Raw genomic sequence first — 12,968 nt, 5'->3', positions numbered from 1 at the left:
AATCTAACTGAGGGTTAGGTTGAAGAGAAACTTGGCGATCGCTCCTCCAGCGGTTACCGGGAAGCGATCGCTGCAAACTGTTTTTCGGGCCTGTAGGGTCAAAGCTGTAAATAAAGCCGGTACAGCATTCGGGCAGCTTCCCCGCGCGTAACAGCCTCGCGGGCTTTAATCCGCTTATCAGCGGGAACATCGATCAAGCGCTGCTTCACCGCCAAGGACATCGTTGGCTTGGCCCACTTGGATATCGTTTCTTTGTCTACGAATTGGTTTAGGTAATCCTCCGGATTCGAAGGGTAATAATAATGCTTCCTCTCATGCAGGAATCTTGCGCCGATGGCGGTCATTTCTTCCCGGGATATCGTACGATCCGGCTTAAATGTGCCGTCAGGATAACCTTCGACGATATGATTTTTTTCGGAAGAAGCGATAAATGGATGATGCCATTGCGGCGGATGCACGTCCGAAAAGCTTTCCTTCGCCGTTTCATCCAAAGCGTTAAACGCTCTGACAAGCATGGCCGTGAACTCTGCACGGGTGAGCAGGGAATCGGGCTCAAAATTGCCTGTGTCTTTTCCGGTAACGATGCCTTTGGAGCCTAGAAATTGTACCGCTTGCTTTAACTCCGGATCTCGATCGTCAATATCAGGGAACGATTTGGAATTTTTGTCCACGAAATACGTTCCGGAACGGTTGATTTCCGCTTCCATGCCGTTTTGCTGTGGATTGAACTTCCCGCCGATCGGCTGCTTTGTTTTCCCATTAACATAGAACATACTGCTATGTGCTGCGTCTGCATAATTCGCAGGCAAAATGAGCTGGATGTTGCTTGATACACCTGAAAGCTCCTGCCCTTGTTCATCTAAAAATTGTATGCGATATCCGCCGTTATTCTCTTTCACCAGATGAATGACGATAACCGGTTGCGAATGGAACAGGCGCTCTGCGGTCGCAACATTGAATACGAGTTTCGCATCCCCTGCATAAACGGTTATATAGTCAATATCCTTCCGGCCGACTAAGCCATTCTTATCCAGCTTGTATCTATATTCATTCTGTGCAGGCAAAGACAATATTTCCGCATTCACGATCAGCTCTCTCGCTGGAACAATCTTATTTTCTGACAGCGCCTGCTGTACCGCTGACTTCGCCTTTGACGCATTGCCTGCTAAGCGGTCAATCAATTCGGGCGTTAAGACGATCTGACCGTTGACAGGAGTCGGCTTTTCGCTGCTTGCGGCTGTGATCACAAGCTCTCCTGCTTGCGTCAGACCTTCCACGATAACCGAATTCTGCTTGTCAGCGTCAGGAATAGACCGGACGGCAGTGAAATACGTATCGGGCACCATGCTGCCGTCCACGACATACAACAATAAGTAAGTCGTCTCATCTGGGAAACCGGTTCTGGTTGTCGTGGCCCGTACAATGGTTTGTCCGGATTTATTCGCCGATATGACCGGTATGCCATTCACATTCGTTACAGTTCCTATGCTCGGATCGTCAATGGTATACGTTATTTTAGTTCCGGGAAGCACATTGTTTGCGGCAATGGACTGTTGTCCGCCAGGCTGCAGCATCGTGATAAACGGATAAAGGCTGACTTCCGGTGAAGTCATCCGTATCAACTCAGGTTTAGTTTTGGTCTCAGGACGATCACCTGTTGGTTTGTTAACGGTCCCAGAATGATCGCCTGTTGGTTTGTTTACGATCCCTGAACGATTGCCAAAATCCGTTTCTTTCGTGAACACAACAAGCTTCGGCAAGGCAGAAACATTATCTTTCCATGCCCACAAGGTCTGATCCTTTTTCAGTACATAGTTTTCCATATAGCTGCCCTTGTCCTTGTGGTGTACGGAAGTGATATCCGTAAGCCCGGGGAACACTTTATCGTTGTCTATTGTCCAGAGCTTATCGTCCGTTCGCAAAGCATAAGTAGTATCGATATTCGAATCTTTCAGCTGTGAGCTAAATTGAACAATACCTCGAGCGCCTGTTGCTTTATGTAATTGGATCGGAGTACTTTCAGGATCATAAGTTTTCCACGACCAGACCGTGCCATCTTTCTTATAAGCATAGTTTGTAGCACCGCCCACCTCTATGTTGACGATATCTACAAGCCCTTTGATCTGCTTTGGAGCTGTGCTTTTAGATTTGGTTTGCGGCAAGAACACGTTTGTCTCCCATTTCCATACCGTCCCGTCATACTTAACCGCGTATAAGCGACCGTTCGCAGATTTTATTAGCGCGACATCATGAAGCAACAAAACTTGTCTCGTGTACGAAGATTTGCCCATTTGACCCATCCAACACCAAAGCGTACCGTCTGATTTTACGACAAACAAGGTCCTTTGAGTCTTGCTGGTAAAATCGGCGACAAGTGAAGTTATGTATTTCAAATCTTTGATACGCTTCGGAGTAGAAGAACTACGTATAAGATCGTTGTCGCTCCTAGAATCCCAATACCATACGGTTCCGTCGTTTTTTAGCGCAGCGTAGTTCGTCATAAATCTACTTTCCCCCACCTTGCCCTTGAACGAGAACTGTTTCACATCCCGCAAGCGTGGAATTTGCATCAGATTAGCTTTGTAGAATGGATCGGAAGCATGAAGAGAAACACCGAAGAAGTCCCAAAACCATACCGTCCCATCTTTTTTTGACAGAAGTATATTCTGATCAAGAATGTCGTAATCCTCGCCGATTCGTGTGTAGTGCTGTTCGCTAACGGCACTTACGTTATCCCCCTTGGCTTGCACCGAACCTGAATGAGCCGTGAGGATTAACATAAGGCATAGCAACGCTGAAATCAATCGTTTCATTGTCGACCTCCATCAAAAATTTCCTTGTTAATCTCGTTGTTCTGCCTCCCGGATCCCCGACGGTAAGCCGATTGCCTGTCATCGTTTTTCAATCTGGTTCCCTCTCTTTTTTCTATTATTTCTCATAATAGTTTCATCGGTTAAAAGGCGTTTCGATTTCACTTTCACCAAATTATTCATCATATAATCACTTTCCATGGTCAATGATGAATCCTCGAAAAGAATACCCCCTGGCGTTCCCACGCCGAGAGTGAAAAAATGCCATTTTAGACCGAATCATCACCTTCATTCATTCAGCAACTCTAATATTTTATGTGCGCCCCGCTGATCATCACTAACCACCCGATCTATCGCCAACCGAGATAGCTCGGAATGGCCTCCGACACAAACCGATCGATGAGCATATGTGAACATGGATTTATCATTTTCATCATTGCCAAAAACAATATACTCCCCGCTTCGATACTGATTTGACCGGAAGTTTTTGCAGTTCCTCCAACAGCTTCTTCGTTTTGGACTGGGACGGTTTAGACGATATTTCAAATGGTCTGCGTTACGAATGAAAAAGTGCCGGCAAATATGCCAGCACTTAAATCTTTAAATCAAATCTAAGTCATTATAGAATTCGCGCCGCCCTGTTTCACCGCGATTTCAAAGCCTTTCAAATAAATCTCCCGAAGTGCGCGTTCAGACACGACGGCATTTACTTTGCTGCGATATTTCTCCTGATTATTGCTAGCAAAATGCTTCAGCGTATCATTAGAGCCACCTCTCATAATACCGCGGGTATGTACATGCAGCGGCAAACCCTCCAGAAATAAGCGGATCCTCCGAAAAGTGCTCGAAGTTGCGCCCATTAAGCGGACTGCGGCGAATATTCAAGCCGGTTCCAAGCAAAGTGCCGATGGCAATCTGGGTCGCCTTCTGCCCGCAGTCCATCCGAATCCCGGAAGGTGCGTCAGCCATACAAGCAACCGGAATTCCATAACTCAACAGGCTGAGCAGCCGGTAGCGGCTGCTGCTCATTTCCATATCTAGAACTCTACCAACAGTCTATCAATAATAAAAATATAAGTCTATATTTTTTCGCTCCTTTGTTTCATAATCAATCTACCGAAAGGAAGGAGTGATTGGATTGACATTGCATATTCCCGACAGATGGCTTGAAAGAGCCGGGCACTTTCCGCTCGTGGAACAAGCACAGCATTGGGAGCTGTTGCGGCAATGGTCTTTGTCCGGCGTGTACCGCGTGACGTTATTGTCCGGAGCGACAGTTATCGCGAAGTGGTCCGGCGGCAAAATGAAGGGAGAACCTGATTTGTATAACGACGTGCTGGCTCCGCTTCACATCGAGCGGCCTTGCATTTATGCGTCGTACGAAGACGAGACTGGCTGTTACATGATGATGGAGGACGCGGGCGCGGATACGTTGGAATCCAAGCCTTCGGCAGACGCTTTTCTGCAAGCGGCCCGCCAGTTGGCTGTCATTCACCGCACCGCATCTTCATTTCTGAAGGATGGGGCGCTGGCGGAAGATGTATTTCAGCGATACTACAAAGGGAAAGACATGTTTCTGGGCGACCTTGCTTTTGTGATGATCCACCCGTTTTTTACCGAATCGCAGCGGCAGGTGCTGAATCGGCTTGCCACCCTGTTCCCCGCGCATCTGGAACGATTATATTCGGAGTATCCGGTCACACTCGTGCATAACGACTATTTTCCGAAAAATATCATCGTGGTTGAACAGCAGCAAGGGGTAAGAGTCATTGACTGGACGAACTCTTATTTGAGTCCTCATGTGGGCGATCTGTACGGTTTGAGTGAAGAAGCCGCGGCATACGGCGCATCAAGAGAGCGGATGCTGCAAGCATATGCGGAAGCGAGCGGCCTCTGTGGAAATGCCGCGCTGACATTGGATTGGCTCGTTCGCGTCGGCGGCGTGTGCTGGTTCATTCATACGATAAGGTGGATACTGGAGTACGGCCGGCATGTCATTTCCGGTTCGGAAGCTTGGATCGGCGATATGATGCTCGACTTGGAGCGGCTTGCGGACAGCATGTCTCAATAACTGCAGCCACGGGAAGATGCCCGAATAGAAAAGAGTTCCGTCGCACGGTCGAAACCGCAGGACGGAACTATTGCCTTTTAACGTGACAACGGCGCTTCTTTGCTTGCCGAGGCCAATTCCTTCAGCATCGCGACAATCCGGCGTTCGGTATCCGGCTCGTTCGTCTCGATACGATGCGTTGCGAAAGGAGTCAAGCCGGAGAAGCTCCCGATCGCGACAGCGGTAGCGGCTTCCTGAAACATCGGGATATCGTTCATATCGTTGCCGAAGCAGGTGAACTCCTTGGGAGCGATGCCGTATGAACGGAGAGCGGCCATTTTATTGACGCCCTGGTTCGTAATATCGAGAATCCCTTCCGAGGAATGATAGTGTATCGTCACGTTCAAACTCTCTATCGCCTTGGCCAACTCATCAAAATGATCGCAGGACAGGACGAGCAGCTTCACTACGTGCTTCAGTTCGGCCAATTCCGCGCGGCGGGCGAGCCGCAAGGCATCGACATTCATCAGAAACGGATGATCGTCTGCACAGTTATAAGCATAATTCCACTCATCGTCGATTAAGTAGGATGCATGGTACGAATCCATAATTGCGATAATGTCCCGGGCGAGCGGTTCTGGAATCGGGTTCACAGCCACAGGCTCTCCGCCAAAATGAGTCATCGCGCCGTTGGCTCCGATCAGCAGATTGCGGTTGAAGCGGTTATCGAGCACCGGCAGCATGTCCCGGCACGGTCTAGCGGATGCGAAGCCGACAACATGGCCGGAACATTGGAGCTTATGAAGACAGTCGAGGATAGTCTCCGACACGGGCTGCCCTTTGAATGAAATCGTTCCGTCAATATCGAAAATAAAATGCATGGATAACTCCCTCTCTTTTGTAAAAATCCTAGAACTTTAAGCTGGAAAAAATACCCGGATAACACACGAGCCAACTGCAATTATACATTTGCTTGGCTCTATCCCTCGTCATTCAAGGCTATGGACTGCAAAAGTGCAGTTCTCATTCAGGTAATCTCATAAATAATGGGAAAACCTTCGATTTTAACTACACAATTGCAGTTCGTTCCCCCTCTTCTTGCACGTTACATCCGCACCAGCGAGATCAATTGCTCGATGGCGCAGTAACCGAAATATAGTCCGAATCCAAAGAGCGACACGCCGGCAATGATGGATATTCCCCTCATTAAGCGGGGGGTGACGGCCTTGCGGCTCACATGCACGACGGTGGATACTAAGAGGTCCCACACGCACACTCCGGCAAAAATCGCGCCGCTATACAATAAAGCCTGACCGCTCCCCATCGTCTCCAGTGTCTTCGTAATGACAGAACCGTAGATCCCGATCCAGAACACGATGTTGAGCGGATTGGAAATCGCAATGAGAAAGCCTGTCAAGAATGATTTCCCGACATGCTCTTTACGCGATGCGCCGCCGCTAATATCTATCCCTTTGCGGGCGTCGCGAATGCTTTCGTACCCGAGCAGCATGAGAACGGCAAAGCCCAATATCCAAATAAGCAGCTTCGCCAGCGGCGTCGTCAAATAAGCGGCGGCGCCAAAGTAGATGAGCAGCATGAACACGAGGTCGGCGCACATCGCGCCGATGCCGACGAACCATGCGTTCCAGAACCCATTGCTCAGGCCAGCCTTGATTTGCGCCACGTTAACGGGACCGACTGGTGCGGATAGCGAAATTCCGAGCAAAACATAACTAATCCAAATGCTTGCCATAGTTGTTCCTTTCTTTACGGTACAGAGTTGAAAAGTCTGGTATAATCATAGTAAAACTCTGTCCTGTTGATAAGTGCCAGATTAGTAGATTTGTATGGGGACAGATTGGAGGGAGGATGCTGGAGATTACGCCTTACATTGACGAGCAGGCTGACGAACCGAAATATATGCAAATCTATCACTATATGAAGCGGCAAATTATGAGCGGCGGCATCCCGGCTGGAACGAGGCTGCCGTCGATACGCCAATTGGCGGACAGCCTGCATCTCAGCCGCAACACGGTGGATGCCGCATATCAACAATTGCATGCGGAAGGTTATGTGGCCAGCCGTTCCCGCATCGGCCTGTTCGTGTGCGAGATTGAGAACGACATGGGCGAGATGGCAGGCGCCAGAATCTGGCATGTCCCTAATAGTCGAGATGCAGAGGCCGAGGCAGCACCCGTCTGCGATATCGATTTCCGGCACGGCAACATTGATTGCGGAGGCTTTCCGCTGTCACTGTGGCGGAAGCTGTCGAACGACGTATTCCGCCTGACGCCTGTTGAAGCGCTTCAATATGGAGAACGCCAAGGGGAAATTGGGCTGCGCCGGCAGATTGCGCAATATTTGCGCCATTCGCGGGGAGTGTCCTGCCAAGCGCAGCAGATCGTCATCGGGGCGGGCATCCAACAGCTGCTTATGCTGCTCAGCCAGATGATCGGAGGCGAGCGGCGGTCCATTGCCATGGAGAATCCCGGTTATAACGGGGCGCGGATGATCTTTCGCAATCATCGGTTGAACGTCGTCTCCGTCCCGCTGGAGCAAGACGGCATGAATGTGCGCCGGCTGAAGGAGAGCGGGGCGGATGCGGTATACATTACGCCGTCCCATCAATTTCCTTCCGGCATGGTGATGCCTGTCGCGAAGCGAATACAGCTGCTGCAGTGGGCGGAGGAGCTGGACGGACTCATTATCGAAGACGACTATGACGGCGAATTCAGATATCATACGAAGCCGATTCCCGCTCTGCAAGGTCTTGATTCGACGGGACGGGTCGTATATATGGGCACGTTCTCCAAATCGCTGCTGCCCTCCATCCGTTTAAGCTATATGGTGCTCCCCCCGGCGCTGCTGGAACGGTACAAGGCTGATTTCGCAGTTTACGAACAGACCGCATCCAAGCTTCATCAATTGACGCTGGAACGTTTTATGGAGGAAGGGCATTGGGAAAAGCATTTGCGGAAAATACGCAAAGTGTATCAGAAGAAGCATGCAGCGTTATTGGCAGCCTTGAAGCGCGCAATGGGAGACCGGGTGCGCATCATCGGTCATGATTCCGGTCTCCATCTGCTTATACAGGTCCAGAACGGCATGACGGAAGCAGAGCTGCTGGAAGCCGCCGCCGGTGCCGGGGTGAAAGTGTATCCGACCTCGAATTATTGGGGGGAGCCGGCAGAAGCTCAAGATGTTGCCGCCTTGCTCCTCGGGTTCGGAGGATTGAGCGATCACGATATCGAAGACGGCATCGCCCGGCTTCATGACGCTTGGTTCCATGAGTAACGTGCACACATGGAAATCGCTGCTGGTGCAGCATGATGACGGCCAGACGGCCGAACTCGTTGAAAAGGCAGGGATGAGCATTGAACAAATGGATTACGTTTGATTTGGATGGAACATTGATGCAGAATCCGTTTTCCGCATGGATTTTTCCCGAGGTGGAACAACTGATTTGCGGCGAACTGAATCGAAATATTGAAGTTGGCAAGGCGCTGTTCCAAGAGCATAAGCTCCGGATGGAGCGGCGGGAAACGGTCGCGGCCTACGATTGGGATGATATCGTGCGTCAGCTCTCGCAGGAGTGGGGACTCAGCCTGTCCATCGATATCGAGCAGCTGCTGTTGAAGCACGCTGCCGCGCCCAAAATATATTTGCTGGACGATACAGTGCTTCCGACGCTGGAGGAGCTGAAGAAGAAAGGTTATTCACTTGCGGCCGTAACGAACGGATTTCGCAAGTACCAATATCCCGTAATGGAGAAGCTCGGCATCGGAAGCTTGTTCGATGATATCGTCACCCCGGAGCGGATGGGGTGCGGGAAGCCTGACTCCGGTATATTGCGGGAGCTGCGGCAGGATGGAATCATCATGGCCCACGTCGGAGACCGTCTCGATCACGATATACACATGGCGAATCAATCCGGCATTCCTTCCGTGTTGGTTGCTCGGGATTTGCCTGCCGGATTGGAATTGCTGTCCCCGGCAGAACGGACGGCACAGGCGCCGTTCCTGCAGCATTGCGAGGAGCAGCTGCGCAAGGAAAATCCGGAGCTGCACGCGACATTGGAGCCTGAGGCATATCGGCCTGCTTATGCCATCTGCCAGATAGATGAGCTGCTGGCCTGCATCGATGAACTGTCCTTACGGTCAGGCAGCGCGACTGCTGCCGATTGATCGGGGCACGCTATTGCTGCCGCAATGACAACCAGCCGATCCGGCAATATCGGTAGGCTGGTTCTATTTGCTGCCTCGCCTCGCTCCTAAATGTTAAGCTGCCTTAGCTTCTGCACGAACATTTTCATCGCCATAGTGGAGGAGGTCTTCGTATCCTGCAAAATAAAAAACTGCCGCGTAATGCGCGCTCCCTTCACTTGGATGCTGCACAATTCGCCCGCTTCCAGCTCTTTGCGGATGACCCAGCGGGACAGGAGCGCAGCGCCGAGACCTGCCATAACCGCTTCCTTCACGCCTTGATTGCTATTGAAGACGAAGGTGCGTTTCACTGCAAGTCCAAGCTCCTTAATGAACTGATCGCAATAAGACCTCGTGCCGGATCCGCTCTCCCGCAATATCCACACTTGATGCTGCAGCATGGCCGCATCGGCCCCGCGGGTAGAGCACAAGGGGTGATCCGGCGGCACGACCAGCACCATTTCATCCTCCATGAACGGATGCTTCACTTGAATGTCCGCATAGTCCACCTTGCCCTCCACGAGCCCGATGTCGAGCTCATTGGATCGGACAGCCTGAGCGATGTCCTCCGTATTGGCAATCGTCGCATGGACATCGACTTGCGGATATTGTTGGGCGAATTCCGCGATGAGCCGCGGCAAAATATATTCGCCAATCGTATAGCTTGCGCCAATTTTCAAAGAGCCCGTCACTTCATCCCGCAGCAGATGAATTTCTTCTTTGGCCGCATCGAAGAGCGAGAGCATCTGCTTGGCTCGTTCGTACAGGATTTCCCCCGCTTCGGTCATCTTGACGAACTTCGAGGAACGGTGAATCAGCTTGACGCCAAATTCATTTTCCAAATTGCGAACATGCAGGCTGACGCCTGGCTGGGACAGATTGAGCACCTTGGCCGCACGCGAGAAATTGCTTTGCTCCACTACCGTTACATACACTTTCAATGTATCTACCATCATTTTTGTTGTTCCTCCGCTACTTGCAAGCTGCGCCGTTTGGCAGGCGTTCGTCCATCTAGAATGTCCACCATCCATTCTATCCCTTCCAGATGCCCGGAACAATCCCGTAATGGCATATCTTGGCGCACGCCGGCCGCCCAAGCATAAGTATTCCTAATCGTTGCGATAGCATTTCGGTATTTCCCTTCCCCCGGAATCCTCTATATAGTGGAATTATGAACATAAGGTTCATTGGATTACAGCGGCGCAATAACAAGCGTTAATCGTGAGGGACTTGGCAGGATGCACAATCGACTGTACGGATCGGCACGGAATGACGAGCAATCGCGGACCGGTGCTTATTCGGCATGCCGAGAATACTTTAATGCTGCAATGAGATGCTGCAATCCGATGGAAGACAAGGAGTTGGGGTTGAACATGAGTCACGGGGAAGTGCTTGCAGCGACGAAGCCGAAGAGACAGAAGCAATATTCAGGCTTTGCGCTCGGAATCGGACTGACGCTCATCATCGCGTTGGTTGCGAAATATTTAGCTGGATTTCCGTTCTTGAGCATTATGGGCCAGCTCGTCATAGCAATCTTAATCGGTATTGCTTGGCGGGCGACGATCGGGTTGCCGGAGCGGTTGGTTGCCGGAACGAACTTTTCCAGCAAGAAGCTGCTGCGGCTTGGGATTATCTTGCTCGGGATGCGGCTGAACTTGATGGATATCGTTCATGCGGGTCCCAAAGTGTTCCTCATCGCCGTTATCGTCATCGCCTTCACGTTATCGGTCGTCTACGGACTTGCGCGGCTGTTCAAGGTAGAGAAACGGCTCGGCATTCTTACGGCCTGCGGTACGGCGATATGCGGAGCTGCTGCCGTGGTGGCGATCGCGCCGCAAATTAAGGCGAAGGATGAAGAAACCGCGATCGGGGCGGCGATGGTGGCCATCCTTGGAACGATATTCACATTAGTATACACGTTCCTGTATCCAGTGCTCGGATTTTCGCCGAATGGGTATGGCGTATTCTCGGGAGCGACCCTGCACGAAATCGCGCACGTCATTGCGGCGGCGGCTCCAGGGGGAAGCGGCGCCGTCGATATGGCGGTCATCATCAAGCTGACACGCGTGGCGCTGCTTGTGCCGGTTGCCATCCTGATTGGCATCTGGGCGAGCCGTGCGGAGCAGAAGGAACAGGGCGGAAGCGCAAAGACTTCGTGGAAGTCGATTCCGATTCCGTGGTTCATTCTCGGCTTCCTGCTCGTGAGCGGGTTCAACTCGCTTGGCATCGTGTCGGCGGGCATCGCGAATGTCATCGTGACGATTGCCTATATGCTCATTGCAATGGCTATGGCAGGCCTCGGCTTGAATGTGGATCTGGTTACGTTCAGACGTCTCGGAATGAAATCATTCGCCGCAGGGCTTGTCGGTTCCGTTTTGTTGTCGTTCCTTGGCTTCGCATTAGTTAATCTGCTAGGACTGGCTTGATGGAGTCGTGAAAAACTGTACCGTAATTTCGGGAGGATGGAGCCATGATGAAGAGACCGAAAATAACGATTGTAGGCTGCGGAAATGTTGGGGCTGCCGTAGCGCATCTTACCGCATTGAAGCAGCTGGGCGATGTGGTGCCGTACGAAGGACTTCTGCTGCCGGCGGAGCATCGAGGCCTGGTGAAGTCGGCGGAGGGTGTGCGGAAAATGTTCTGTCAGACATAAATTAAGCCGATATCGATGAAGCGGGAACTTCGTCGGTACCGGCTTATTGTCTATTACAGAATGACGGCGGCTTTCTTGAGGGCTTCCTCGACCGGGACATAAGGCATGCCGAGGTCGCGCGCCACTGCGGAATACGTGATGGAGCCGCCGGCCGCATTGACGCCGAGCAGCAATGGCTTGCTGTCGCGCAGCGCCTGCTGCAGCCCTTTGTCCGCGATCTGCAGCGCGTACGGAACCGTCGCGTTCGTCAGCGCCATCGTGGACGTGCGGGGAACGGCGCCGGGCATGTTCGCCACCGCATAGTGGACGACGCCGTGCTTCACGTACGTCGGCTTGTCATGCGTCGTGATGCGATCAGCCGTGGCGATGATGCCGCCTTGGTCGATCGCGACATCGACGACGACCGAGCCTGTCCGCATCGATTTGATCATCGCTTCCGTCACCAGCTTCGGCGCCTTCGCGCCGGGAATGAGGACAGCGCCGATGACGAGATCGGACTCGGCCACCGCTTCCGCAATATTAAGCGGGTTGGACATAAGCGTGTTCACGCTGGAACCGAAGATATCATCCAATTGGCGCAAACGATCAGCGCTCATATCGATAATCGTGACGTCCGCTCCGAGACCGACTGCGATTTTCGCCGCATTCGTTCCAACGACTCCGCCGCCGATGACGGTCACTTTGCCGCGCTTTACGCCAGGCACGCCGCCGAGCAGGATGCCCGCGCCGCCATGCGGCTTTTCCAAAAATTGTGCGCCGATCTGGGCCGCCATCCGGCCAGCTACTTCGCTCATCGGCGTCAGGAGCGGGAGCGTGCGGTTCACCTGCACCGTCTCGTAGGCGATGGCCGTTACGCCTTTCTCCGTCAGCGCCCGCGCCAGGTCCGGCTCCGCCGCCAGATGCAAATAGGTGAACAATAACAAACCTTCGCGGAAGTGTCCATATTCCGAAGGGAGCGGCTCCTTTACTTTCATGACCATATCGGCCTTCGTCCAGACGTCGGCTGCCCGCTCAGATATGGTTGCCCCCGCTTGTGTGAAATCCTCGTCCGCAAATCCGCTGCCAAGCCCTGCATTGCGCTCCAGCATGACTTGATGGCCCGCTTGCGTGAATGCGGCCACACCGGCTGGCGTCAGCGCGACGCGATTCTCATTGTTTTTGATTTCTTTAGGCACACCGATAATCATTGCAACTCCCCCTTGCACCTGAAACTGATATTTTATCCATATAAAGTATAATGCTAGTATAATGAA

General features: G+C 52.0%; 11 protein-coding genes and 1 pseudogene. 5 read left to right on the top strand and 7 right to left on the bottom strand.

Features of this window, described 5'->3' with window-relative positions; genetic code table 11:
- Positions 1-98 precede the first annotated feature (98 nt).
- The 3 genes and pseudogenes from JSQ80_RS01725 to JSQ80_RS01715 all read right to left on the bottom strand — a co-directional run.
- Complete coding sequence (locus tag JSQ80_RS01725) at positions 99-2,813, bottom strand: S-layer homology domain-containing protein (protein ID WP_206094109.1); 2,715 nt, start codon at positions 2,811-2,813, stop codon at positions 99-101.
- A 285-nt stretch (positions 2,814-3,098) separates the two neighbouring features.
- Positions 3,099-3,356 (bottom strand): HAD hydrolase family protein, encoded by a 258-nt coding sequence (locus tag JSQ80_RS29375; RefSeq protein ID WP_272491060.1) that lies wholly within the window; start codon positions 3,354-3,356, stop codon positions 3,099-3,101.
- 68 nt (positions 3,357-3,424) lie between these two features.
- Positions 3,425-3,809: pseudogene (locus JSQ80_RS01715) on the bottom strand (glycoside hydrolase family 3 N-terminal domain-containing protein); the annotation flags it as partial.
- A gap of 139 nt (positions 3,810-3,948) precedes the next feature.
- Between JSQ80_RS01715 and JSQ80_RS01710 the strand changes: the two are divergent.
- Entirely contained in the window at positions 3,949-4,881 is a 933-nt protein-coding gene (locus JSQ80_RS01710) for a phosphotransferase (protein ID WP_206094108.1), read from the top strand.
- A 77-nt stretch (positions 4,882-4,958) separates the two neighbouring features.
- Here the strand turns inward: JSQ80_RS01710 and JSQ80_RS01705 are convergent, their stop codons facing one another.
- Both JSQ80_RS01705 and JSQ80_RS01700 read right to left on the bottom strand, forming a co-directional pair.
- Positions 4,959-5,741 (bottom strand): HAD-IIB family hydrolase, encoded by a 783-nt coding sequence (locus JSQ80_RS01705; protein WP_206094107.1) that lies wholly within the window; start codon positions 5,739-5,741, stop codon positions 4,959-4,961.
- A gap of 224 nt (positions 5,742-5,965) precedes the next feature.
- The gene (locus tag JSQ80_RS01700) at positions 5,966-6,613 is read right to left on the bottom strand and encodes a LysE family translocator (RefSeq protein ID WP_206094106.1); all 648 of its coding nucleotides are present in this window, start codon (positions 6,611-6,613) and stop codon (positions 5,966-5,968) included.
- 116 nt (positions 6,614-6,729) lie between these two features.
- On the opposite strand from JSQ80_RS01700, the gene pdxR reads away from it, so the two are divergent.
- Both pdxR and JSQ80_RS01690 read left to right on the top strand, forming a co-directional pair.
- The gene (gene pdxR, locus JSQ80_RS01695) at positions 6,730-8,154 is read left to right on the top strand and encodes a MocR-like pyridoxine biosynthesis transcription factor PdxR (protein ID WP_206094105.1); all 1,425 of its coding nucleotides are present in this window, start codon (positions 6,730-6,732) and stop codon (positions 8,152-8,154) included.
- 80 nt (positions 8,155-8,234) lie between these two features.
- Positions 8,235-9,044 carry an HAD family hydrolase gene (locus JSQ80_RS01690; RefSeq protein WP_206094104.1) on the top strand — a complete coding sequence of 270 codons (810 nt, stop codon included), beginning with the start codon at positions 8,235-8,237 and terminating at the stop codon, positions 9,042-9,044.
- 86 nt (positions 9,045-9,130) lie between these two features.
- Here JSQ80_RS01690 and JSQ80_RS01685 read toward each other — a convergent pair whose 3' ends face one another.
- Positions 9,131-10,018 carry a LysR substrate-binding domain-containing protein gene (locus JSQ80_RS01685; RefSeq protein WP_206094103.1) on the bottom strand — a complete coding sequence of 296 codons (888 nt, stop codon included), beginning with the start codon at positions 10,016-10,018 and terminating at the stop codon, positions 9,131-9,133.
- A 417-nt stretch (positions 10,019-10,435) separates the two neighbouring features.
- Between JSQ80_RS01685 and JSQ80_RS01680 the strand changes: the two genes are divergently transcribed.
- Together JSQ80_RS01680 and JSQ80_RS01675 are read left to right on the top strand one after the other, a co-directional pair.
- Positions 10,436-11,488, top strand: coding sequence for a YeiH family protein (locus JSQ80_RS01680; protein WP_206097438.1), 1,053 nt, complete (start codon positions 10,436-10,438; stop codon positions 11,486-11,488).
- Between the two features lie 44 nt (positions 11,489-11,532).
- Entirely contained in the window at positions 11,533-11,715 is a 183-nt protein-coding gene (locus JSQ80_RS01675; protein WP_206094102.1) for a hypothetical protein, read from the top strand.
- 53 nt (positions 11,716-11,768) lie between these two features.
- Here the strand turns inward: JSQ80_RS01675 and ald are convergent, their stop codons facing one another.
- Positions 11,769-12,902, bottom strand: coding sequence for an alanine dehydrogenase (gene ald, locus JSQ80_RS01670; protein WP_087433528.1), 1,134 nt, complete (start codon positions 12,900-12,902; stop codon positions 11,769-11,771).
- Between the last annotated feature and the right edge of the window lie 66 nt (positions 12,903-12,968).

It is taken from the genome of Paenibacillus apiarius, assembly GCF_017052585.1.
GTDB lineage: Bacteria > Bacillota > Bacilli > Paenibacillales > Paenibacillaceae > Paenibacillus_B > Paenibacillus_B apiarius.
Note: the sequence above shows the minus strand (reverse complement) of the source record. Positions and strands in the feature narration are given on the sequence as shown.